Below are 21,707 nucleotides of genomic sequence, written 5' to 3' on the forward strand. Positions count from 1 at the left end.
CTTCCACTACGTCATCTTCGGCACGGTCGTCTTCGCGATGTTCGCCGGATTCCACTTCTGGTGGCCGAAGTTCACCGGCAAGATGCTGGACGAGCGGCTCGGCAAGATCACGTTCTGGACGCTGTTCGTGGGATTCCACGGCACCTTCCTCGTCCAGCACTGGCTCGGCGCCGAAGGCATGGTGCGCCGTATCCCCGATTATCTGGCGGCCGACGGATTCACCGCGCTGAACACGGTGTCGACGATCTTCTCCTTCCTGCTGGGCCTGTCGATCCTGCCGTTCTTCTACAACGTCTGGAAGACCGCGAAGTACGGCAAGAAGGTCGAGGTCGACGACCCCTGGGGATACAGCCGTTCGCTGGAATGGGCGACGTCCTGCCCGCCCCCGCGGCACAACTTCCTGACCCTGCCGCGTATTCGCTCCGAATCCCCGGCGTTCGATCTGCACCACCCCGAGATCGGATCGCATGAGCTGGAGCCCGGAGACGAGAAAGGCGCCCTCGTATGAGCAGCGATATGAGTACCGAAGCGGCCGTCAACGAGATTGAGGGATTTCTGCTCTGGGAGGCGGAGAAGGACCGGGCGCGCACCCGCGCGGACGCTTTCTGCGCGGGCCTGCCCTGGCTCACCGACTCCCAGCGCAGGGAAGTGGAACTCCGCTACCGCCAGGACCACGGTGATGTGTCGCGGGCCTATCTTGAGCGCATCGCGACGCGCAGCACCGCCCTGCGGGCCGAATACGAAGGCGTCTACCGGGTGCTGCGCCGGCGCCTGGTCACGGGGTTCCTGATGGGAACGGTCGCCGTGGTGATGCTGGTGACCGTGGCGGCCGTTGGCCTCACCGCGCGCTGAGTGCGGCGTGGTGAGCGGGGCGTGGAGGCCAACGGCTGCCACGCCCCGCTCAGCCGGTGACGGTGATCTGCGACGACGGATCGGTGACGTCGGTGACCTGGTAGGTGGCGTTGAAGACGGAGGTGGTCGCGCTGGTCGGACAGCCGAAACCGCCCATCACCGTGACCGGCACCGACGCGTTGACGAAGGCGAGGGTGGACGGCGCGCCGTTGGTCCAGGTGCCGCTCACCGTCGCCGCCCCGGTGGGGGCGGCGGTCACCGTGCAGCTCGCCAGCCCGCTGGTCTGGAGGACGAACCCGCCGGTGGGAATGGTCAGTCCGGCGGTCACCGGCGACCCGTTCTGCATCGAGACACCCCAGTTGCCCGAGGTGCTGACGGTGGCGGTGACGCCGGGCAGGCTCGTGGTGCAGGAGCTGTAGGTCGCCGCGGAACTGTTGCTGTTGACCGGACCGGACGCGTTCTGGTTGCCGGGCGCGGCCGGGACCTGCCCGGTGGAGCTGGACACGGCGCAGGTGACGGTCACCGAACCGGCCTTGAAGGTGGCCTTGCCGCTGAGCGCGGCGGCGAAGCTGTGGCCGGCCGGGCTCACGGTCGTGGACGCCGCGGCGACGGACCCCGCCCCGGCTTGCGCCCCGGCGGGCTGCGCCACCGCCGAACCGGTCACCGCCATCGACAGCCCGGCGGCCGCGACGATTCCCGTGCCGGCGGCGAACAGCGCCCGAGCGCGCGGATGGCGCGCGGAGTACGTCCGCTGTGCCCTGCCGGTCACCTTTGTTGTCTGGGTCATTTCGGGTCTCCTTCTGGGGCGATACGGGTGCGTGCGGTGTGAGTGCGGTGGTGCGCGTGCGGGTGGTGCGGCTGTGGGTGGTGCCAGTGGTGCGGCTGCGGCCCGCGGCACGCGCTGCGGGGCGTGCGTAGTAGCGGGCGGGGCCGACAGAGGGGCAGGCCGAAAAGCAGGCAGCCGGACGCGCGCGGGCCGGTCCGTAGGTACGCCTCAGGGGCGCGGCGGTACGCGTACGGCGCGGGGTGCGCCGACGAACGGGCGTCGGCCGGGCGGGTGGTACGCGTACCCGCGGGGCGCGGGCGCCGGCCGAAGACGTGGACGAGCCGTGGCGGGCCGCTCGCTACTGCTCGGTGACGGCGGGCGCGGGCGCGGCCGTGGCGGTGTCCGGCTCACCGGGTGGGGCGTCGGCGGAACCGGCGGCCGCCGCGGGCCCGGATGCCGGGACCGGCCGCCAGGCGAAGATCATCGCGCCGCCGAGGATGCCGATGACGGTGCCGATCAGAAAGCCGCCGAGGTTGGACATCACCAGCGAGGCCATCGCGCACAGGACGGTGAGGATGCCCACGAGGCCCCGGTAGTGCGGTGCGAACCACGCCGAGAGCCCCATCAGGATCATCACCAGCCCCATCAGCACGGACGGGATACCGGCGATGCCCTGCTGAAGCATGATCTTCAGCGGCGCCAGCGGGATGGCACAGATCTCCGCCCCGGCGATGACGGCCGCCAGGCCGCCCCAGAACGGACGGCCCTTCCGCCAGCGCCGCCATCGGCGCCACGCCCCGGGACGGGTGTCACGGTCCGTCAGGCTTCCGGAGTCCCGGTGGGTGGCGGCCGCCATATCAGTAGCATTCCTTCTTGCCCTTGGAGACCTTCATGCTCAGGCCGGTGAGATTGAAGGTGCCCGCGTTGGTCGCCCAGGCGGTCTGGTGGAGCTTGGTGATGGTGACGTCGTCGGCCTGCTGGGAGAAGAGATCCTGCATGCCCTGGGCGGTGGACGGCCCCTTGTCCAGCGTGGAGGCGTCCCGGCCGATCTCGATGTTGTGGAAGGACGCGTTGCCGGAGAGCTGGGTGGCGTCCACGAAGAGGTCGGCAGCCTTGACCGGTGTGCTCCCGGTGCCGGCGGTGAGGTTGAGCGAGATGTCGCCGATGACCGGCAGGTGGGTGACGACCGACTGGCAGAGGTTCCGCAGCTCGGCCGTCTTGATGGCGGTGACCGCGACCGGCAGGAGCTCGCCCCTGGCGTTCGCGTCCACGCTGCCGTACTGGGCGAATCCGTCGCCTTTGAGGCTGTCGGCGGACACCTTGAACTGCTGCCCCGAGACGGCGAACGACGCCGCGAGCGCCCCGTTGGCCAGGGCGATGCCCAGCGCCGCGGTGCCGGCCAGGGCCGGGACGGACAGCACGGCGAACTTCCGCCAGCTGATGCGCCCCGTGACGTGTCTGCCGTTTGCGTCCTTCATGACGTGTGTCCCCTTCGAAGAGCGGTGGATCGCGCTGTCGAAACGTGTGGGGGAGTGCGTGGCGCTGCGGACGGACCGTACGGATGCACCGGCCGACCGGGCAGGCGAGCCGAGCGCATCAGCACATGAGGAGAGCGTGCGGCTCTGTCCCACGCAGGGGCCGACCATCCATACGCTGTGATCGACTGTGCGACTCTCTGTGCCGAACTCGTACTGAACTTGTTCCGAACTTGTGCGACATGCGTACCGACTGCGTACGGATCGCCTGCCGAACCAGTGCCGAACTCGTGCTGTGCGTCTGGTGAACGTGCCTGGAACGTAGTTAACCGCCGGGTGTTACTGGCGAGTTGAAATGTGAGTTGAATGTAAGACGGCCGATGACCGCGGGCAAGGTTGAGGGGACGACCGTTTTCGGACTACTGCGCGCCGTGGCCCTCGCCGTGGCCGGGCGGTCCGCCTTGTCCGGTCCCGCGCCGGCGCTCCGCGGCAGGCGCGCCTGCCGCGCTGACCACGTCATGTGCCGCCGGATGAGGCGATTCCGCCGCCCGGCCGGTGGGCGCCGAACTGGCCGGGGGGGCGTTGCTCCGGGCCGCCGGGCCGATCGCATGTGTGCGGATATCGGACGTAAATGGTCGGCAAGCGTACTCGCCCGGGACCGGGCGTACGCGTCGGCCGACCGCGCCGCCGGCACCGCCGCCGGTCGCGCACCCTCCTTGACCAGGATGGGGCCGGCGGCCGGTGGATGCCGGCGGAGCGCGTGACGGTGTGCCCGTCGTCGCCGGGGCGGCCGGACTTGACGGCGCGGCGGACGGCGGTGTCCGTAGCCGCATGGCCGAACATCGCCGTCGAGTCATCGGGAGCGATCTCCACGGCCTCTTCACAGGACCCTTTCCGGGCCATCGCCTGTGCCGGGCCGAGGGAGCTGAGAGGGCCGGGCGGGCCGAGGGGTCCGTCCACCAGGACGGTCCGGCCCGCGGTCCGGCCCCCGGTCAGCCGTACCGGACCTGAAGTTCCTTGACGCCGTTGAGCCAGGAGGAGCGCAGCCGGCGCGGGTCGCCCGCCAGGGAGATACCGGGCATGGCGTCCGCGATGGCATGGAAGATCAGGTTGATCTCCAGAACGGCGAGGGACTTGCCGAGGCAGAAGTGCGGTCCGCCGCCACCGAAACCCAGGTGCGGGTTGGGGTCGCGGGTGATGTCGAAGAGCTCGGGGCGGTCGAAGACCTCGGGGTCGTGGTTGGCGGAGGCGTAGAAGATCCCGACGCGCTGGCCCTGCTTGATCTCCGCACCGCCCAGTTCGGTGTCCTGCGTCGCGGTGCGCTGGAAGGACACCACCGGCGTCGCCCACCGCACGATCTCCTCGGCCGCCGTCGCGGGGCGCTCGCGTTTGTAGAGCTCCCACTGGTCGCGGTGGGTGAGGAAGGCGTGCATCCCGTGCGTGATGGCGTTACGCGTCGTCTCGTTGCCGGCGACCGCCAGCAGCAGCACGAAGAACCCGAACTCGTCGGAGCCGAGATTCCCCTCGTCCTCCGCCGCCACCAGCCGGCTGACGATGTCCTTCGCCGGGCACTCCTTGCGCGCCGCGGCGAGGTTCATCGCGTACGAGATCAGTTCCATGGCCGCTTCGGTACCGACCTCTTCGGTGATGGCCAGTTCGGGATCGTCGTACGCGATCATCTTGTTCGACCAGTCGAAGATGCGGGCCCGGTCGTCCTGGGGGATGCCGATGAGCTCGGCGATCGCCTGGAGGGGGAGTTCGGAGGCGATGTCCGTGACGAAGTTCCCGGTGGGCCGCTGCCGTGCCTCGGCGACGATCCGCGCCGCCCGGTGGCGCAGGGCGTCCTCCAGGGCGCGGATGGAGCGCGGGGTGAAGCCGCGCTGCACGATCTGGCGGACCCGGGTGTGCTCGGGCGGGTCCATGTTCAGCATGATCAGCTTCTGTACGTCGATCTGGTCGCGGGTCAGGGACGCGTGGAAGCGGATGATCGAGGTGTTGAGGTTCGCGGAGAAGATCTCCGGTTTGGTGGACACCTCTTTGACGTCCTCGTGGCGGGTGACGACCCAGTAGCCGTCGTCCCCGAACCCGGCGATGCCGTGTGGCTGGGCGTTCCACCAGACGGGCGCGGTCCGCCGCAGCCGCGCGAACTCCGGCAGCGGTACGCGGGACTGATAGACGTCGGGATCGGTGAAGTCGAATCCTTCGGGCAACGTTGGGCATGGCATCGGCGACTCCTGGTCCGCTCCGGGTCCGGTGGATGTCCTGTGGCCTGACAGTCCTGGGGCGGTCCGACAGTCCTGTGGCCTGAGGGTTCGGTGGGATGGGGTTTCGGTGGTCCGGCGGTCGGCGACCGGTGGTCCGGCCGTACGGCAGCCTGACGGGACATCAGATATCGGATGTCGCGGTGAAGGTAGTGACGGGCCCGGCAAGTGGCAAGGGGCAAGCCGGTCCTGGGCGGACAAGGGCGGTGCGCGCCCCTTGCGCCCCGGGGTGCCGCTCATGAGACTGTTCGCAGAACTAGAACGCGTACTAGTTCTTCTGCTGCGGGTGCCGCGACACCCGCGGGCGCGAGGAGAGGACACGTCAGCCATGGCCGCGGAACCCGTCATCGTCGAAGCCTTACGCACGCCCATCGGCAAGCGCGGCGGCGCGCTCGCCAACCTCCACCCGGCCTACCTCCTGGGCGAGACCTACCGCGAACTCCTCGCCCGTACGGGCATTCAGCCCGACTGCATCGAGCAGATCGTCGGCGGCACGGTCTCGCACGCCGGCGAACAGTCCATGAACCCGGCGCGCAACGCCTGGCTCGCGATGGGCCTTCCGTACGAGACCGCGGCGACGACCGTGGACTGCCAGTGCGGCTCCTCCCAGCAGGCCAACCACATGGTCGCCAACATGATCGCGGCCGGTGTCATCGACGTCGGCATCGGCTGCGGCGTCGAGGCGATGTCCCGGGTGCCCCTCGGCAGCGGCTCCAAACACGGCCCCGGCAAGCCCTGGCCCGACGAGTGGAACGTCGACCTGCCCAACCAGTTCGAGGCGGCCGAACGCATCGCCCGCAACCGGGGGCTGACCCGCGAGAACGTCGACTCGCTCGGACTGATCTCCCAGGAGCGGGCGGCCACCGCCTGGGCCGAGGAACGCTTCAAGCGGGAGACCTTCGCCGTCCAGGTCCCCACCACCGAGGAAGAGCAGGCCGCGGGGCAGGGCATGTGGCGGCTTGTCGACCGCGACGAGGGACTGCGCGACACCAGCATGGAGGCGCTGGGCGGCCTCAAACCCGTGATGCCGGACGCCGTCCACACGGCGGGCAACTCCTCGCAGATCTCCGACGGCGCGAGCGCGGTGATGTGGGCCTCCAAACGGATGGCGCGCGCCCTCAGGCTCAAGCCGCGGGCCCGCATCGTGGCCCAGGCGCTGGTCGGCTCCGATCCGCACTTCCATCTGGACGGCCCGATCGACGCGACCCGCGCCGTACTGGGCAAGGCCGGTATGTCCCTCAAGGACATCGACCTCGTCGAGATCAACGAAGCCTTCGCGTCCGTGGTCCTCTCCTGGGCGCAGGTCTTCGAACAGGACCTGGAGAAGGTGAACGTGAACGGCGGCGCGATCGCCCTCGGCCACCCCGTCGGGGCCACCGGCGCCCGCCTCATCACCACCGCGCTGCACGAACTGGAGCGCCGGGACAAGGAATTCGCCCTGATCACCATGTGTGCGGGCGGTGCACTGGCCACCGGAACGATCATTCAGCGGCTGTAGGAAGCCCGATGGTGCGGCCGCGATCCGCTCTCCCAACCCGTGGAAAACCACAGTCGAGTTGGGTGGGAAACCGCATTCTGCCCGGCCCGGAATCCCCGTACCGTCGCAGACATGACGAAAGATCAGCGGAATTCAACTGTGCCGGGGACGACGCCGATGCCGGAAGCGGAGCCGATGCCGGGAGCGGGATCGGGCGTGAGGACGGGTGAGGGAGCGGGCGGGAGCGAGGGGGCGCGGCTCGAACGGCGCGTACGGCGTGTGCGGGGCGGGCGTCGGGCGCATCGGGTGCGCGGCGGGCTGGCCGCCGGCGCCGCCCTTCTCCTGGCGGCGCTCACCGCGGCTCCGGCGCTCGCCGTCGCGCCGCCCGCCGCGGGGCGGCCGACAGGTACGCCGACCGCGCAGGCCGTCACCGTCCCGGACGCCTCGCACGCCGGACGGGGGCGCGGTGCACTGCTGTCCCTCACCCCCCTCGGCATACAGGACCGTGCCGAGATCGTGGCCCAGGCGGAGGAAGCGGGTCTGGACGCGGCCACCGCGCGGTACGGCGTCGCCGCATACCGGCTGACCTACCGCACGATCACCCCGGACGGCAGACCGACCACCGCATCCGGACTCCTCGCCCTGCCGACCGGCGGCAGCCGCAAACTGCCGCCCGTGGTCCACGCCCACGGCACACTGTCCTACCGCGGATACGCGCCCTCGGTAGGGCAGGGGGTGGACCGAGCGGTATCGGTGCTGTACGCCTCGGCGGGCCGTGCCGCCATCGCCCCCGACTACCTCGGCCTCGGCACGGGCCCCGGCCGCCACCCCTATATGGACACGCGGTCCTCGGTCTCGGCCTCGCTCGACATGCTCCGGGCCGCTCGCTCCGCCGCCCCGGGGCTGGGCACGGCCTTCGACCGCGACGTCGCTGTGACGGGCTTCTCGCAGGGCGGGCAGGTGGCCATGGCGCTCGGCCGGGAGCTGGCCCGGGGCGCCGATCCGCGCTTCCGGCTGGGCACGCTCGCACCGGTCGCCGGACCGTACGACCTGGAGCACGCCGAACTGCCCGGTATGTTCGACGGCCGCATCGGTGCCCAGTCCGCCGTCTTCTACGTCGCCTTCTTCCTCACCGCCCAGAACCGTCTGCACCCGCTCTACGGCGACCCGAGCGAGGTGTTCCGGGCCCCGTACGCGGACCGCGTCGAGGACCTCTTCGACGGCGACCACCCGGCGGAGGAAACGGCCGGCAAACTGCCCGCCCGCCTCGAAGACCTGCTGACGGACGACTGGTACCGGAAACTCCAGCACCCCTCCGGAGTCCTGCTGCACCTGCTGCGCGCCAACGACCACACCTGCGACTGGACACCGGACCGGAATGTCCGGATCACTCTCTACACCGCGACCGGAGACCGCGACGTCCCCAAGGCCAACACTCTCAGCTGCGCACGGCAGTTGACGCACCACGGCGTCAGGCCCACCGTCATCGACCAGGGCGCCGACGCGAACCACTACACCTCGTTCCGCCGCTCGGAGCCGTCCATAGCCCGCACCCTCCCGATGGCCCGCTGAGACCGGGCCCGGGGGAGCGCCGGCCGGTCCGGGAGTGCGGCGGCGATCCCTACGGGGAGAGCGATGGCCCGCCCTACGGGGAGGGCGGGCCCGGCGCGAAGGAGACGGGGACGTCGAAGGCGGCGCGGCGGGTGGCACGGCGCAGAGCCTTGAGGACCGTGCCGCCCAGGACGAAGGTGAGGACCACGGTGATCAAGGCCCGGGGGAGGTCCCAGCCGAGGGAGGTGGCCAGGCAGTAGGTGAGGAAACGGGCGAGGTTCTCGTGGAGCGGATCGCCGGGTACGAAGGACACCCCGGAGGCCATACCGCCGATGTAGGGCCAGCCCTGGAGATTCATGATCAGGCCGTACAGGCAGGCCGCGAGGGCTCCGTAGGCGGCCAGCATGGCCAGTTCGCGGCGGCCGCGCAGCCGGTCGGGGCCCGGCAGCAGGCCCGCGCCCATCGACACCCAGCCCATCGTCAGCATCTGGAACGGCATCCAGGGACCCACACCGCCGGTCAGCAGTGCCGACGCGAACATCGCCACGGAGCCCAGCACGAAGCCGAACCCGGGGCCCAGGACCCGGCCGGCCAGCACCATCAGGAAGAACATCGGCTCGATGCCGGCGGTGCCCGCGCCGAGTGGCCGCAGCGCGGCTCCCGCCGCGGCCAGTACCCCGAGCATGGCGATGGCCTTGGCGTCCAGCCCGGTGTCGGCGATGGTCGCCACGACGACGGCGAGCAGCATCGGCAGCAGTGCGGCGAAGAGCCAGGGAGCGTCCTTGGAGTGGGCGAGCCCGGAGGAGGAGTCGGCGAGCAGCGGCCATCCGAACGCCATGACGCCGATGGCCGAGATGAGAACCAGGGCGCCGATCGACCGGGGCCCGAGCCGGACGGCGCGGGCCTGCCGGCCACCGGGGGTCCCGGCCTCCGGGCCGCGCTGCGGGTGGGGGCGGCCCTGCGGTTCGGGACGGTGCCGTGGTTCGGGACGGTCGGGGGTCATGCGCGGGCCTCCAGGGCGCGGGCGACCTGGGAGACGGTCAGCCATGGCAGCGGAGCGAGGACCTTGGAGACCTGTGGGGCGAAGGAGGGAGAGGAGACGACGACCTCGTCGGTGGGACCGTCGGCGACGATCTCGCCGTCCGCGAGGATGACGACGCGGTGGGCGAGTTCGGCGGCCAGTTCCACATCGTGCGTGGCCAGGACGATGGCGTGTCCTTCGGCGGCCAGTGCGTGGAGCAGCTCGATCAGGCGAGCCTTGGCCGCGTAGTCCAGGCCGCGAGTGGGCTCGTCGAGGAGGAGCAGCGGCGGACGGGCGGTGAGGACGACGGCCAGGGCGAGCGCGAGGCGCTGGCCTTCGGACAGATCGCGGGGGTGGACGGAGTCCGGGACATCGGGCAGCAGCCGGGTGACCAGGTCACGGCAACTGCCGGCCGGTGCGCTCGCGTCGTGGTCGGCGGCGGCGCATTCGGCGGCGACGGTGTCCGCGTAGAGGAGGTCACGGGGCTCCTGGGGGACCAGGCCGACATGCCGCAGCAGGGTGCGGGGAGTGGTGCGGTGCGGGGTGGCGTCACCGACGCGGACCGTCCCGGACGACGGCTCGTGCATACCGACGAGGGTGGTGAGGAGGGTGGACTTGCCCGCACCGTTGCGGCCCATCAGAGCGATGGTCTCGCCGGGACGGACGGTGAGGTTCACGCGGTGCAGGGCGTCGATACGGCCCCGGTGGACGGTGAGCCCCGAGACGACAGCGGCGGGAGAAGCGGGGGTGACGGGGGAAGCGGCAGGAACGGAGAGGGAGGACGCGGGGGAGGCGGGCGGAGTGGGAACGAGGGGAGGGACAGCCATGGCGGAGCTTGTGGCGTTGCTCGTGGTGGTGGTCGCGGCGGCCGGGGCCGTCTTGGCACCTCGCGCCGGTGGTGTGAGCGCGCTCAGGCGGTCGCGGAGGGGGCCGGCCTTGCGGCGGGCGTCGCGTACCGAGAGGGGGAGAGGGGACCAGCCGGCGAGACGGCCGAGGGCGACGACCGGGGGATGGACGGGGGAGACGGCCATGATGTCGGCGGGGTCGCCCATGAGCGGGGCAGCGCCGGGTGCGGGCAGCAGGATCACCTGGTCCGCGTACTGGACGACGCGCTCCAGACGGTGTTCGGCCAGCAGGACCGTCGTCCCGAGGTCGTGCACGAGGCGCTGGAGCACGGCCAGCACCTCCTCGGCGGCGGCCGGGTCCAGCGCCGAGGTGGGCTCGTCCAGGACCAGGACCTTGGGGTGGGTGGTCAGGACCGAGCCGATGGCGACCCGCTGCCGCTGGCCGCCGGAGAGCGTGGTGATGGCGCGGTCCCGCAGGTCGGCCAGGCCCAGGAGGTCCAGGGTCTCCTCGACGCGGCGGCGCATCACGTCCGGGGCGAGGCCGAGCGACTCCATGCCGTAGGCGAGCTCGTCCTCGACGGTGTCGGTGACGAAATGCGACAGCGGGTCCTGCCCCACGGTGCCTACGACATCGGCCAGTTCGCGCGGTTTGTGGGTGCGGGTGTCGCGGCCGTCGACGGTGACCCGGCCGCGCAGGGTGCCCCCGGTGAAGTGCGGTACGAGCCCGCAGACGGCGTTCAGCACGGTGGACTTGCCGACGCCGGACGGGCCGACGAGGAGACACAGCTCCCCCTCGGGAACGGTCAGGTCGATGCCCTGGACGGCGGGCGCCGACGCGTCCCCATAGGTGACCGAGACCTGCTCGAACCGGATCACTGAGTGCGCTCCTTCGTGAGCGGGTCGGGGGGAGGGGGAACGGAGGCAGGAGCGGGGGCTGTGGCGGGAGCGGACGCCGCGGTGGGAGGAGGCGGAGGGAGGGGGGACGGGGACGGGGACGACGGAGAAACCGAGGCATCAGCGACGCCGGACCCACCACCGCCGACCGACGAGACCCCCCGGCCCCCGGCGTTCCCGGCGCCCGTGTCTCGCCCACCGGCCCTATCGCCCCCCGCCCCCCGCCCCGCCCCCGGCGTCTGCCCCGGCGGGACAGGGGCGACGAAGGCCGGGAGGAGGCCGAGGAGCAGGGAGGCGGCCGGCCAGAGGGGGAGGTCCGGCGTGGTGAGGGGGATCGCGGGCGGGTGGAGGGCGGCGGGGGCGTAGCCGTTCGCGCAGATCATCAGGGCGGCGACGGCGATGCCGGAACCCGCGACGAGCCACGCGCGGGCGCCCCACCGTTCGGGCCGGTAGCGGGTGCGTACGGAGCGGCGGCCGCCGAGCCACAGCCCGGCGAGCGCGGCGGCGAGTCCGGCGAGCAGCAGCGGCAGCCCGTAGCCGGCGCCGGCCTCGGCCAGCAGTCCGTAGGTGCCGGCGCAGACGCCCAGCAGGCCGCCGAAAGTCAGCACCGAGGTGGTGTGGCGTACGGCGCGCGGGACATGGGCGGTGCGGCCGTAGCCACGTGCGTCCATCGCCGCGGCCAGGGCGACCGAGCGTTCCAGCGCGCCCTCCAGGACCGGCACACCGACCTGGAGGAGGGCCTTGAACCCGCGGTCGGGGCGGCCGCGCAGCCGGCGGGCGGCGCGCAGCCGCTGCACATCGGCGACCAGGTTCGGCGCGAAGGTCATCGCCACGACGACCGCGACGCCCGCTTCGTAGAGCGCGCCGGGCAGGGACTTGAGGAGCCGGGCGGGATTGGCGAGCGCGTTGGCGGCGCCCACGCAGATCAGCAGGGTGGCCAGTTTCAGGCCGTCGTAGAGCGCGAAGACCATGCCCTCCGCGGTGACCCGGCCGCCGATCCGCACCCCCTTCGCCCAGTCGGGGAGCGGCACTTCGGGGAGCGTGACGAGGGTGTGCGTACCGGGGACCGGCGAGCCGAGGACGAAGGCGAAGACGAGCCGGATGCCGATCACCAGCAGGCCGAGCTTGACGAAGGCGCCGTAGGAGCGGGCCCACGGGGCGTCGGTACGGCGGGCCGCGACGACGTAGCCCGCGACGCCGATCAGCAGTCCGAGCAGCAGCGGATTGGTGGTGCGCGAGGCCGCGGTCGCCAGGCCGAGGGCCCACAGCCACCACGCGCCCGCGTGCAGCGCGGTGGTACGGGTGGCCGGCGGGGCGCTCATCCGCGCCGGCGGCGGGCCTGCCACACGGCGGCCGCACCCAGTACGACGACGGCCGCGATACCGCCGAGCAGCCCGGCGGACGGACCGCCGTCCCCGCCACCGCCGTCGGCCGCCGTCCCGGAACCGGACGACGCCGCCGGAGCGGAGGACGACGAGGGCGACGAGGCCGAGGCCCCCGACCTGGCGTCCCCGGACCCGCTCACCTGGTCCGCGCACCCCGACTTCGGGTAGCCGGCGATGGCGCACAGCAGTGCGTTGGAGTCGTAGCGCAGCGGCCGGGCGACCGCGGCCAGCGCATCGCCCGCCGAGCCGTCCTTCGGTATCCGGGCGCACTCCGTCCTGGCCTGGGGCGGCGTCTCGCCGCCGGACGCGTCCGCCGCGGTGCCGAAGTCGATGACGACGCCGATCCGCTTGTCGCCGTCCTTGGCGGGGGTCTTGGCGCAGATCGCGTCGAAGTCGGCGGCCGCGCGCGGTTGACCGGCCGCGGCGGAGTCGGCGCTGACGGTGAACCGGAAGCCCGCGACGGCGCCGTCGGCCGGCCGCAGGGTGGCCGGCCCTTCCGTCGCGTACGCCCATGAACCGCCCTTGCCGTCCCAGAACGACCAGTAGCGGTACTCCTGCGCCTGCGCGGGTGCGGCGCCCAGGCCGGTGAGCGCACCGGCCAGCAGCAGGGTGCCGAGGATCCGGGCGCGCCGCGACAAGGTCCGGGTGCGCCGCATCAGAGCTGGTTCTTCTTCCTGAGGCCGCTCAGCAGGAAGCCGATACCGGCACCGATGGCGAGCCCGACGAGGACGAACCACCACACGCCGGAGCCTTCGTCGTTGTCGGTCGCGTCCTTCTCGGGGGCGGTGGACGGCGCCGCGCTGCCGGCCGGCTTGGGGCCGGTGTCGTTGAGCGCGGTCACCAGGTCCTTGCCGCCGAAGGAGCGGGGGTCGGCGCCGGTGGCGTGGGCGGCCAGCACCAACTGGGCGTACGCGGCCGGGCCGTGCTGCGCGGCCCAGTCCGCCGAGTTCTTCTCCAGCCACTTCAGCGGCTGCTGCGCGGCCGCGCCGTGCGATCCGGCGGCCAGGGCGATGACCGCGTCGGCGGTGTTGCCGACGTCCGGCCGGCTCTCGGCGCCCGGCATCGCGGACAGCAGGTGCTGGCCGTTCTTGTCCAGTTGCGCGACCAGATAGGCGTCCGCGCCCGAAGCGGCCTGCTCCGGATCGGCCGTGGCCTGCTTCGTGCCCCCGCCCTCGCAGGTCAGCGGCTTGACCGGCTCGGTCACATCCTTGCCTGCGGGGTCGACGACGAAGCCCTTGCCCAGGGCGCCCAGCGCGGCGGCCGCGGTGGCGTAGGCGTTGGGGGCCAGCGCGCCGTCCTTGGGCTGGAAGGCGAACGCGCCGCGCTCCCCCTCCTTCGCGTCGCAGCCCAGCTGGAGGGCGAGCAGAGAGTCGTAGGGGGTCTTGCTCCCCTTCTTCGACGTCACCGACGCCGGCTGCTCACCCGCCGCGGCGAGCGCGCCGATGACCACGGACGTGGAGTTGGCGTCGCTGGGCGCGCCGGCCATCGAGCTCCAGCCGCCGTCGTCGTTCTGCACGGACTTCAGCCAGGCCACGGCCTTCTGCACCACCTCGCCGCGGCCGCCGAGCGCGGCCAGCGCCTGCACCGCGGCGCCCGTCTGGTTGGTGTCCCGCATCGTCTTGCCGTCGCACGCCTTGGCCGGATCGGCACGGAAGGCGGTGAACGAGCCGTCGGCGCACTGCTGCCCGGCGAGCCAGTCGACGGCCGACGTCGCGGGCCGCACGCCCACCGTGTGCTGGGCGAGCAGCGCCAGCGACTGCCGCCAGACGCCGTCGAACTGCGGGTCCTTGGTGCCGTAGAGCCCGGCGGGCAGCTGGGGGGAGGCGGCGGCGGGCACGGCGGAGTCGGCGAACGCGGCGGGGGCAGCGGTGGCGCCCAGTACGGCGGCGGTGGCCAGTGCCGTGGCGGCACGGCGTGCCTGGACGGCGAAGGGAAGGGCCATGGGGGCCATCGGGTCGGTGCCTCTCGGGTCGGTTCGCAGCGGTGGATACGCAGCCGCGCTCGGCCCCCACCCGCGCGCCGGTCCTCCGATCGGACGCGGTGGCACCGGGCTCAGCTCCGTATACCTCGACGGTGCCGCGCACCGGTCGTCCGCAGGGGCGGGCGGTTCCGGCGGCGGGAGCCTTGACCGTGCCCCACCGGGTGCTCCGGCTCGTACGGCCGGCGCCGCGGTGTGCGGCCGGGCCGTCCTCACGGTTGCGGGTCAGCGCCGGATTTCCACCGGCTTCCCCCGATCGGGCACGGATGAAGTTGTCCGGCCCACTTTAACCGCCGCCCGGCCCGGAACCGCTCGCCCGTACGACCGCGGACCCGAGGCTCGGCCCGCCACGTGGCATGGGGCGCCGGCCGTAACCGGACGCGGGGCCGCCGGCCGTACGGACGCCGCACGCCGCACCGCAGGCACCAGCCGCACCGGAGCCCCACCCCCGCCGACGGCCCGCACCTCACCGGAGGTCGGCCGGCTCCGTGCTTGTCTCCCCGTCCCCGCGTACGGCCACGACGAATGCCCCGCTGCTGGCGGTGTGGCTGTGCGGGGGGACCCAGTCGGCGCGGCCGTAGGAAGCGGCGACGGTGGCGCGGGGGTGGGTGTGCGCCTGCCAGCCGTGGCGGGCGAGCCAGGCGGGGGCGGCCTCGGAGAGGCCGCCCTTCCACAGAGCGCTGATCTCGCGCATCGAGGGGATCGCGCGGCCGGCGGCCATCATCGGACTGCCGCGGAAGTCACCGGCACCGGGGAAGGCGAGCCGGCTGCCGGGCGCGGACTGCTCGCCGACGGTGGTCAGCAGCCGCGCGGCCTCATCCGCCGAGAGGTAGACCAGCAGGCCCTCGATGAGCCACGCGGTCGGCTCGTCCGGTACGAAGCCCGCGGCCCGGAGCGGGGCCGGCCAGTCCCTGCGCAGATCGGCGGCGAGGGCGGTGCGCGCACAGCGCGGCCGGGCCCGCTGCTCGGCGAGGACGCGGTGCTTGAAGGCGAGCACGTCCGGCAGGTCGATCTCGAAGAGGCGTACGCCGCCGGGCCAGGCCAGCCGGAACGCGCGGGTGTCCAGCCCCGTGGCGAGGATCACCACCTGGCGGATGCCGTGTTCCCCGGTCGCGGCCAGGAGGTAGTCGTCGAAGAAACGGGTGCGCAGCACGACGTGCCGTGAGAGCCCGCGGTAGAACGCGTCGTACCGGGCCGCGGACACCTCGGAGCCGTCGGAACGGGGCGGGGCGGCGGGCGGCTCCGCGGCCGCGGACACGAACGCGGCGGCGTAGGGATCGTCGAACAGCCGGTCATCGCGGGCACTTTCGGCCGCCCGGATACGGGCCACGCCGAGGGCCGTCGCGGCCACACCCCGCAATGCGCCCATGAGGACCTCCGAGGGGAGAATGATCACTGATTGCCCAGGGCGCCCATTTTAGCCCCGGTGGGGCGGGGACGGCGGGCCCTCCGGCCGCACGATCCGGCCGATACGGCGTGCGGTGCTTCCGCCGGGTACGGCCTGCTGGGCGCGGTCTTCCGGTGGCTCGGTACGGGCCGTCCGGCAGGGCGCTACACGGCCCGGTACGTCGTGGGGCCGGAGCCCGGCACCGGTTCCGCGTGGCCGAGTTTCACCAGGTGGCGCAGATGGGCCTCGGCCTCGGAGACGGCGATGTTCCGGGAGCCGTAGGGGATCTGCGCCCAGGGGCGGTTCCACTCCATGGCCACGGCGAGCTGCCACGGGGTGAGCGGGTCGCGGAGCAGCGTCCGCAGCCCGGCCAGCCGCTCTTCGTGGTGGGCGAGGAGTTCGCGTACGCGTCCGGCCGCGTCGGTGAAGGCGTGCTGATGGGCGGGGAGCACCTCGGCGGGGGCGAGGCGGCCGATCCGTTCCAGGGAGTCGAGGTAGTCGCCCAGCGGGTCGGTGACCGTCGCGTCGTCCGGGTCCTCGTACAGCCCGACGTGCGGGGTGATGCCGGGCAGCAGGTGGTCACCGGAGAAGAGCCGGCCGAAGCGGGCGCCCGGACCGCTCGCCGCCACCGGTCCGCCACCCGCCGCCTGCGCGCCCCGCCCCGGATGCTCCTCCTCCAGATGCAGGCAGACGTGCCCCGGCGTATGTCCGGGCGTCCAGATGGCGCGCAGCCGGCGGCCCGGCAGGCCGAGCAGGGCGCCGGGGCTGATCTCGCGGTCCGGCAGCGCGGGCGGGCGACCGGACCGTACTGCCCCGTGCCTCTTGGCGCGCGCCTCCCGCAGGGGTGCGAGATGGTCCTCCGGTGCGCCGGCCGCCGTGAGCTTGGCGGTCAGAAAGCCGAGCCAGCTGCCCGGTTCGGCCTCGCGGGTGCGGCGGACCACGGCCGTGTCCGCGGCGTGCATGGCGATCCAGGCGCCGGATGCCTCCCGCACCGCGGCCGACAGCCCGTGGTGGTCGGGGTGGTGGTGGGTGATCAGTACGCCGTGCAGGTCGGTGACGTCGAATCCGCAGGCCGCGACGCCGGCGACGAGGGTGTCCCAGGAGTCCGGGTCGTCCCAGCCGGTGTCGATGAGCACCGGTCCGCGGTCGGTCTCCAGGAGGTGGACGAGGGTGTGGCCGAGCGGATTGTCCGGGATGGGGACGGCGATGCTCCACACCCCGCCCCGGTGGTCGATCACCTGCGCCATCCCGGCCCCCTCTCGGCGTGACCTGCTCGCCCGCCCACTATAGCTAGAACGGGTTTCAGCGAGGTGTCCGGTGATGTCTGAAGTGGTCCTGAGCGCACTTGAGTTGGGGGTGTGGAAGGGTGGACGCCTCGAAGTGGAACTGGTATCAGTTCCTGAGGGGAGGTTCCTGATGGGTAGTCAGAAATCTTCGAGAACCGCCACGGAGGACACACCGCGGGGAGCGCCCCGTAGGAGGACCGCTGCCTGAGGCCCCCCTTAGGTGACCCCGAGCGCCCCTAGCCCCAGCAGTTCCCCCCAGAGTTCACCCCCGACCATCGAGAGACGGAAGCCCCTTACCGGACACCGGCGGCCAACCCGCAGGAGGCGGCAGCGATGAGTGACCTCGTCGAGTACGGAAAGCTCTACATAGGCGGTGAGTTGGTCGATCCGGCCGGCAGCGACACGATCGAGGTCGTCTCACCGCACACCGAACAGGTCATCGGCCGCGTCCCGCACGCCTCGCGGGCCGATGTGGACCGGGCGGTGGCCGCGGCCCGTACGTCCTTCGCGTCCGGGGTCTGGGCCGACGCCCCGCTGGCGGACCGGATCGCGGTGGTGACCCGGATCAAGGACGCGTTCGGGGCGCGCAGCGAGGAGTTCGCCAGGGTCATCGGCGCTGAGAACGGCACCCCGGTCACCTCCGGTGTCATGGTGCAGGCGCTGGCCGCGATGCTGGTGTGGGACGCGGCACTCACCGTCGCCCGGGACTTCCCGTTCGAGGAGCGGCGGGCCGGACTCCTGGGGCCGCTGCTGGTGCGGCGCGAGCCGGTCGGGGTGGTCGCGGCCGTGGTGCCGTGGAACGTCCCGCAGTTCACCGCCGCCGCCAAGCTCGCGCCGGCGCTGCTGGCCGGCTGCTCGGTGGTCCTGAAGGTGTCGCCGGAGACCCCGCTGGACGCGTACCTCCTCGCCGAGATCGCGACCGAGGCCGGGCTGCCGGCCGGGGTGCTGTCGATCCTGCCCGCGGACCGGGCGGTGAGTGAGTACCTGGTCGGGCATCCGGACGTCGACAAGGTGTCGTTCACCGGCTCGGTGGCGGCGGGCAGGCGGGTCATGGAGGTCGCCGCCCGCAACCTCAGCCGCGTCACGCTGGAACTCGGCGGCAAGTCCGCGGCGGTGATCCTGCCGGACGCGGATCTGGACGCGGCGGTGGCCGGCATCGTCCCGTTCGCCTGGATGATCAACGGCCAGGCGTGCGTGGCCCAGACGCGCATCCTCGTCCCGCGCGCCCGCTACGACGAGATCGCCGACCGGTTCGCCGCGGCGGCCGCCGCGCTGACCGTGGGCGACCCGCTGGATCCGGCCACCGAGGTCGGCCCGCTGGTCGCGCGGCGCCAGCAGCGGCGTTCGCTCGACTACATCGCGCTCGGCCGCCAGGAAGGCGCCAAGGTCCTGACCGGCGGCGGGCAGCCGAAGGGGCAGCCGACGGGCTGGTACGTCGAGCCGACCCTCTTCGGCGAGGTCGACAACGCCATGCGGATCGCCCGCGAGGAGATCTTCGGCCCGGTCATCTGCCTGCTGCCGTACGAGGACGAGGCGGCGGCGGTACGGATCGCCAACGACTCGGAGTACGGGCTGTCGGGCTCGGTGTGGACGGCGGATACCGAGCACGGCATCGACATCGCGCGGCAGGTGCGCACCGGCACGTACTCGGTGAACACCTTCAGCATCGACATGCTCGGCCCGTTCGGCGGCTACAAGAACTCCGGGATCGGGCGGGAGTTCGGGCCCGAGGGGTTCGGCGAGTACCTGGAGCACAAGATGATCCATCTGCCGGCCGGTGCGTGATGGGCGAGCGCTGGCGGGTGGCGGTGGACCGGAGCGTGTGCATCGGTTCCGGGATGTGCGTCGGCGCGGCACCGGACGGCTTCCGCCTCGGCCCGGCCCGGCAGTCGCACCCCGTGGCACCGGAGACGGACGCCGCCGACAGCGTGCTGGCGGCGGCCGAGGGGTGCCCGGTCGAGGCGATCACCCTCACGGTCGCGGGCAGCGGTGCGGCGGTCTTCCCGCCGGAGGAGTGAGCGCGGTCCGGCCGCGGGGTGCCGTGCGGGCGTCATGTGCCCGCGCGGGCCCGTCCCCGTCCCGCCGGGCGGCAGCCGTCTCAGCGGCCGCGCGGCTTCGTCGCCCCCGTACGCGTTCCCGGCTCCGACTCCGCTCCCGCCTCCGGCCCAGGATCCGGTGTCGTGATGTCGATCAGCCGGCAGACCGTCTCGATGTCTATCTTCACCTGGGCGATCGAGGCGCGTCCCGACAGCCAGGTGATCAGCGCCGAGTGCCAGGTGTGCTCGATGACCCGGACCGCGGAGAGCTGCTCGGGGGTGGCGGACCGGGCGGGGTGCGGCAGCTCCTGCGCGGGGTGCCGGCTGGTGGGGGGCGGGGCCATCGCGTCCAGGATGATCGCGGTGGTCAGCCGGGAGACGGTGTCCACCTCCGGGCTGACCGAGCGGTCCGCGAAGGTCAGTGCGCGCACCATCGCGTCCGCGAGGTGCGGTTCGCGCTGGAGCGCGCGGAACGCCCGCATCAGGGTCTGCGCGACCCGCGCGCCCGGGTCCTGCTCCGACGGCGGCCGCTTGCGCAGCGTCTCGTGCATGTGCTGGAGCTGGTCCTGCATGGTCGCGACCAGCAGATGCACCTTGGACGGGAAGTAGCGGTAGAGGGTCCCGAGTGCGACGCCCGAGGACTCGGCGACCTCGCGCATCTGCACGGCGTCGAAGCCGCCACGGCCGGCCAGCCGGGCGCTGGTGTGCAGGATGCGGCGGCGCCTGGCCTCCTGACGCTCGGTCAGGGGAGGACTCGGGGGAAGCGACGGTTTGGCCGCCTTGGATTCCGCAGTCATATGTCCCATTCCGTGGCATTCCGTCCGCGAGAGGGCGAGTGCCGGTGGTGTGATCGCCACAGCATGGCAGGGGGGCGGGTGGTGGCGCGAATCACCTGGTGTGGCTCTTTTTGTCGCCCTCTCGGCCGGTAGATTCGAAGCTCCGTTAACTGATCAGTAGCCAATCAGTTCTGAAACTTGTTCTAGATTACCGCCAGCGGTTACGCTCCGGCGGGAGTCCAGTGAGAAGGGGGCCGCGCGTGACCGCAGAAGCCGTCCAGGCAGCCACGCCCCGCCCCGCGACGGGCCCCGCGGGCGTCGCCCCGGCGCACGGCGACCGCCCTCTGCGTATCGCGATGCTCACGTATAAGGGGAACCCGTTCTGCGGTGGGCAGGGCGTCTACGTACGCCATCTCTCCCGCGAACTGGCCCGCCTCGGCCACACCGTCGAGGTGATCGGCGCACAGCCCTACCCCGTCCTCGACGAGGGCGTGCCGCTGACCGAGCTGCCGAGCCTGGACCTCTACCGCCAGCCCGACCCGTTCCGCACACCCCGGCGCGGTGAGTACCGCGACTGGATCGACGCCCTCGAAGTCGCCACGATGTGGACCGGCGGCTTCCCCGAACCGCTGACCTTCTCGCTGCGGGCCCGGCGCCATCTCGCCGCCCGGCGCGGTGAGTTCGACGTCGTGCACGACAACCAGACGCTCGGCTACGGCCTGCTCGGCGGCGCCCGCGCCCTGGGTGCCCCGCTGGTCACCACCGTCCACCACCCCATCACTGTCGACCGGCGGCTCGACCTGGCCGCCGCCGACGGCTGGCGCCGCCGCGCCTCCGTCCGCCGCTGGTACGGCTTCACCCGGATGCAGAAGCGGGTCGCCCGCCGGCTGCCCTCGGTGCTCACCGTCTCCGGCTCGTCCCGCCAGGAGATCGTGGACGACCTGGGCGTACGGGACGGCCGGATCCACGTCGTGCCCATCGGCGCCGACACCGGCCTCTTCTCCCCCGATCCGTCCGTGGCCGAGGTGCCGGGCCGGATCGTGACGACCTCCAGCGCGGACGTACCCCTCAAGGGCCTGATCCACCTCGTGGAGGCGCTCGCCAAGGTCCGCACCGAACGGCCCGACGCGCATCTGGTGGTCGTCGGCAAGCGCGCCGACGACGGCCCGGTCGCCGCCGCCATCGAGCGGTACGGCCTGTCCGGCGCCATCGAGTTCGTCAAGGGCATCAGCGACGCCGAACTCGTCGACCTGGTGCGCGGCGCCCAGCTCGCCTGCGTCCCCTCCCTCTACGAGGGCTTCTCGCTGCCCGCCGCCGAGGCGATGGCCACCGGCACCCCGCTGCTGGCCACCACGGGCGGCGCCATCCCGGAGGTCGCCGGGCCCGACGGCGAGACCTGTCTGGCGGTGCCCCCGGGCGACGCCGGCGCGCTGGCCGCCGGGCTGCTGCGGCTGCTGGGCGATGACGCGCTGCGCCGCCGCCTCGGCGCGGCCGGCCGGGAGCGGGTGCTGGCCCGCTTCACCTGGCGGCAGGCGGCCATCGGCACCGCCGAGCGCTACCGCGAAGCCATCGCCCGCCAGGCCGGCCCGACCGCCGCCCGCACCGGCCCCCAGGCGCCGTCCGGGAGAACCCCCGACGCCGCGCCCGCACCGAGCGCCGCCGGACGCGGCTGATGTCCCTGGCGCCCCGCCCGGCGCCCGCCCCGCCGGCGGCCCGG

At 72.7% G+C, this 21,707-nt stretch carries 19 protein-coding genes; 7 read left to right on the plus strand and 12 right to left on the minus strand.

Features of this window, described 5'->3' with window-relative positions; genetic code table 11:
• A partial coding sequence (locus tag IH09_RS33360; RefSeq protein ID WP_190233484.1) for a cbb3-type cytochrome c oxidase subunit I occupies positions 1-508 on the plus strand: 508 nt, incomplete at its 5' end.
• An 8-nt stretch (positions 509-516) separates the two neighbouring features.
• On the plus strand, positions 517-852 hold the full coding sequence (locus IH09_RS33365) for a hypothetical protein (protein ID WP_052861308.1): 336 nt from the start codon (positions 517-519) through the stop codon (positions 850-852).
• Positions 853-901: 49 nt separating this feature from the next.
• On the opposite strand, the gene IH09_RS33370 is transcribed toward IH09_RS33365, so the two are convergent.
• The 4 genes from IH09_RS33370 to IH09_RS33385 all read right to left on the minus strand — a co-directional run bounded on the left by IH09_RS33370 (position 902) and on the right by IH09_RS33385 (position 5,318).
• Entirely contained in the window at positions 902-1,639 is a 738-nt protein-coding gene (locus IH09_RS33370; RefSeq protein WP_052861309.1) for a hypothetical protein, read from the minus strand.
• A 337-nt stretch (positions 1,640-1,976) separates the two neighbouring features.
• Positions 1,977-2,474 carry a DUF6114 domain-containing protein gene (locus IH09_RS33375; RefSeq protein ID WP_240150690.1) on the minus strand — a complete coding sequence of 166 codons (498 nt, stop codon included), beginning with the start codon at positions 2,472-2,474 and terminating at the stop codon, positions 1,977-1,979.
• A gap of 1 nt (position 2,475) precedes the next feature.
• A complete protein-coding gene (locus IH09_RS33380) occupies positions 2,476-3,096 on the minus strand; it encodes a DUF6230 family protein (RefSeq protein ID WP_052861310.1) in 621 nt (206 codons plus the stop codon).
• Positions 3,097-4,085: 989 nt separating this feature from the next.
• A complete protein-coding gene (locus tag IH09_RS33385) occupies positions 4,086-5,318 on the minus strand; it encodes a cytochrome P450 (RefSeq protein WP_052861311.1) in 1,233 nt (410 codons plus the stop codon).
• Positions 5,319-5,682: 364 nt separating this feature from the next.
• On the opposite strand from IH09_RS33385, the gene IH09_RS33390 reads away from it, so the two are divergent.
• Positions 5,683-6,852 (plus strand): steroid 3-ketoacyl-CoA thiolase, encoded by a 1,170-nt coding sequence (locus tag IH09_RS33390; protein ID WP_052861312.1) that lies wholly within the window; start codon positions 5,683-5,685, stop codon positions 6,850-6,852.
• 285 nt (positions 6,853-7,137) lie between these two features.
• On the plus strand, positions 7,138-8,403 hold the full coding sequence (locus IH09_RS33395; RefSeq protein WP_190233485.1) for an alpha/beta hydrolase: 1,266 nt from the start codon (positions 7,138-7,140) through the stop codon (positions 8,401-8,403).
• A 73-nt stretch (positions 8,404-8,476) separates the two neighbouring features.
• Here the strand turns inward: IH09_RS33395 and IH09_RS33400 are convergent, their stop codons facing one another.
• From IH09_RS33400 to IH09_RS33430, 7 genes are all read right to left on the minus strand, one after another.
• On the minus strand, positions 8,477-9,385 hold the full coding sequence (locus tag IH09_RS33400) for an ECF transporter S component (protein WP_240150691.1): 909 nt from the start codon (positions 9,383-9,385) through the stop codon (positions 8,477-8,479).
• Positions 9,382-11,124 (minus strand): ATP-binding cassette domain-containing protein, encoded by a 1,743-nt coding sequence (locus IH09_RS33405; RefSeq protein WP_052861314.1) that lies wholly within the window; start codon positions 11,122-11,124, stop codon positions 9,382-9,384. The genes IH09_RS33400 and IH09_RS33405 overlap by 4 nt, the downstream gene beginning before the upstream one ends.
• Complete coding sequence (locus IH09_RS33410) at positions 11,121-12,464, minus strand: energy-coupling factor transporter transmembrane component T (RefSeq protein WP_240150692.1); 1,344 nt, start codon at positions 12,462-12,464, stop codon at positions 11,121-11,123. Before IH09_RS33410 ends, IH09_RS33405 begins: the two co-directional genes overlap by 4 nt.
• Positions 12,461-13,183, minus strand: a complete 723-nt coding sequence (locus IH09_RS33415) for an SCO2322 family protein (RefSeq protein ID WP_190233486.1) — start codon at positions 13,181-13,183, stop codon at positions 12,461-12,463. Before IH09_RS33415 ends, IH09_RS33410 begins: the two co-directional genes overlap by 4 nt.
• Complete coding sequence (locus IH09_RS33420; RefSeq protein WP_110952755.1) at positions 13,183-14,469, minus strand: prenyltransferase/squalene oxidase repeat-containing protein; 1,287 nt, start codon at positions 14,467-14,469, stop codon at positions 13,183-13,185. The genes IH09_RS33415 and IH09_RS33420 overlap by 1 nt, the downstream gene beginning before the upstream one ends.
• A 502-nt stretch (positions 14,470-14,971) precedes the next feature.
• Positions 14,972-15,874: an SAM-dependent methyltransferase gene (locus IH09_RS33425; RefSeq protein ID WP_052861316.1), complete on the minus strand. Its 903-nt coding sequence runs from the start codon at positions 15,872-15,874 to the stop codon at positions 14,972-14,974.
• A 182-nt stretch (positions 15,875-16,056) separates the two neighbouring features.
• Positions 16,057-17,139, minus strand: a complete 1,083-nt coding sequence (locus IH09_RS33430; protein ID WP_052861317.1) for an MBL fold metallo-hydrolase — start codon at positions 17,137-17,139, stop codon at positions 16,057-16,059.
• A 372-nt stretch (positions 17,140-17,511) separates the two neighbouring features.
• Between IH09_RS33430 and IH09_RS33435 the strand changes: the two genes are divergently transcribed.
• Together IH09_RS33435 and IH09_RS33440 are read left to right on the plus strand one after the other, a co-directional pair.
• On the plus strand, positions 17,512-18,963 hold the full coding sequence (locus tag IH09_RS33435; protein ID WP_052861318.1) for an aldehyde dehydrogenase: 1,452 nt from the start codon (positions 17,512-17,514) through the stop codon (positions 18,961-18,963).
• A complete protein-coding gene (locus tag IH09_RS33440) occupies positions 18,963-19,196 on the plus strand; it encodes a ferredoxin (RefSeq protein WP_052861319.1) in 234 nt (77 codons plus the stop codon). The genes IH09_RS33435 and IH09_RS33440 overlap by 1 nt, the downstream gene beginning before the upstream one ends.
• Before the next feature lie 80 nt (positions 19,197-19,276).
• Here IH09_RS33440 and IH09_RS33445 read toward each other — a convergent pair whose 3' ends face one another.
• Complete coding sequence (locus IH09_RS33445) at positions 19,277-20,011, minus strand: TetR family transcriptional regulator (RefSeq protein WP_052861320.1); 735 nt, start codon at positions 20,009-20,011, stop codon at positions 19,277-19,279.
• 239 nt (positions 20,012-20,250) lie between these two features.
• Here IH09_RS33445 and IH09_RS33450 point away from each other — a divergent pair, with 239 nt between their 5' ends.
• Positions 20,251-21,663, plus strand: a complete 1,413-nt coding sequence (locus tag IH09_RS33450; protein ID WP_052861321.1) for a glycosyltransferase — start codon at positions 20,251-20,253, stop codon at positions 21,661-21,663.
• Positions 21,664-21,707 lie beyond the last annotated feature (44 nt).

The sequence above is a fragment of the Streptomyces celluloflavus genome (assembly GCA_000720995.1).
Classification (GTDB): Bacteria; Actinomycetota; Actinomycetes; order Streptomycetales; family Streptomycetaceae; genus Streptomyces; species Streptomyces celluloflavus.

Coding starts and splice junctions, on each gene's coding strand:
- IH09_RS33365 (WP_052861308.1), top strand. CDS start 517: ATGAGTACCGAAGCGGCCGTCAACGAGATTGAGGGATTTCTGCTCTGG.
- IH09_RS33370 (WP_052861309.1), bottom strand. CDS start 1,639: ATGACCCAGACAACAAAGGTGACCGGCAGGGCACAGCGGACGTACTCC.
- IH09_RS33375 (WP_240150690.1), bottom strand. CDS start 2,474: ATGGCGGCCGCCACCCACCGGGACTCCGGAAGCCTGACGGACCGTGAC.
- IH09_RS33380 (WP_052861310.1), bottom strand. CDS start 3,096: ATGAAGGACGCAAACGGCAGACACGTCACGGGGCGCATCAGCTGGCGG.
- IH09_RS33385 (WP_052861311.1), bottom strand. CDS start 5,318: ATGCCATGCCCAACGTTGCCCGAAGGATTCGACTTCACCGATCCCGAC.
- IH09_RS33390 (WP_052861312.1), top strand. CDS start 5,683: ATGGCCGCGGAACCCGTCATCGTCGAAGCCTTACGCACGCCCATCGGC.
- IH09_RS33400 (WP_240150691.1), bottom strand. CDS start 9,385: ATGACCCCCGACCGTCCCGAACCACGGCACCGTCCCGAACCGCAGGGC.
- IH09_RS33410 (WP_240150692.1), bottom strand. CDS start 12,464: ATGAGCGCCCCGCCGGCCACCCGTACCACCGCGCTGCACGCGGGCGCG.
- IH09_RS33415 (WP_190233486.1), bottom strand. CDS start 13,183: ATGCGGCGCACCCGGACCTTGTCGCGGCGCGCCCGGATCCTCGGCACC.
- IH09_RS33420 (WP_110952755.1), bottom strand. CDS start 14,469: ATGGCCCTTCCCTTCGCCGTCCAGGCACGCCGTGCCGCCACGGCACTG.
- IH09_RS33425 (WP_052861316.1), bottom strand. CDS start 15,874: ATGGGCGCATTGCGGGGTGTGGCCGCGACGGCCCTCGGCGTGGCCCGT.
- IH09_RS33430 (WP_052861317.1), bottom strand. CDS start 17,139: ATGGCGCAGGTGATCGACCACCGGGGCGGGGTGTGGAGCATCGCCGTC.
- IH09_RS33435 (WP_052861318.1), top strand. CDS start 17,512: ATGAGTGACCTCGTCGAGTACGGAAAGCTCTACATAGGCGGTGAGTTG.
- IH09_RS33440 (WP_052861319.1), top strand. CDS start 18,963: ATGGGCGAGCGCTGGCGGGTGGCGGTGGACCGGAGCGTGTGCATCGGT.
- IH09_RS33445 (WP_052861320.1), bottom strand. CDS start 20,011: ATGACTGCGGAATCCAAGGCGGCCAAACCGTCGCTTCCCCCGAGTCCT.